Annotated in this window: 1 protein-coding gene; it reads left to right on the top strand. The window is 40.7% G+C overall.

What is annotated here, in order from left to right:
• A partial coding sequence (locus tag GKS34_RS23230; RefSeq protein ID WP_205602144.1) for a glycoside hydrolase family protein occupies nt 1-514 on the top strand: 514 nt, incomplete at both ends.

Genomic DNA, 514 nt, shown 5'->3' with positions numbered 1-514 from the left:
TAAACGGAAAAATCGGATTGAGTATTTATTTCTTTATGTTGGGAAGGAGTACCAGAAATAGTGAAATTCTATCCATCGCAGAGCATATTCTAATGGATGTTTATAATACTTTAGGGAATTTTATCATACCTACAAATTTTCAAAACGGGCTTTCCGGCATTGCCTGGGGCCTTTGCCATCTGATCAAAAATGACTATGTAGAAGGTGATCCCGATGAAATTTTAATTGATGTCGACCACCAAATCATTAGCTATTGGAATGCAAACAAAGAAACATTGCCTGTAGATCTCCGGCTGGGATTGTTGGGATACTTGGCTTACTATACCAGTAGGCTCGAAATTTCACAGGGCCATGCTAAGTCCGTAAACCAAAATATCCATACCCGGGTCGTCTCCGAAATTATTAACCGGATAGGACAGCTGGTAGAGGAGGAAAAATTTCAGCACAGGGAACCGGAATTGTTTACCCTGTATTGGGATCTTCCTCTACTATTGATCCTCCTTGCCAAGGCAAA

This window comes from Cyclobacterium jeungdonense (assembly GCF_010994275.1).
GTDB classification, from domain to species: domain Bacteria; phylum Bacteroidota; class Bacteroidia; order Cytophagales; family Cyclobacteriaceae; genus Cyclobacterium; species Cyclobacterium jeungdonense.
Note: the sequence above shows the minus strand (reverse complement) of the source record. Positions and strands in the feature narration are given on the sequence as shown.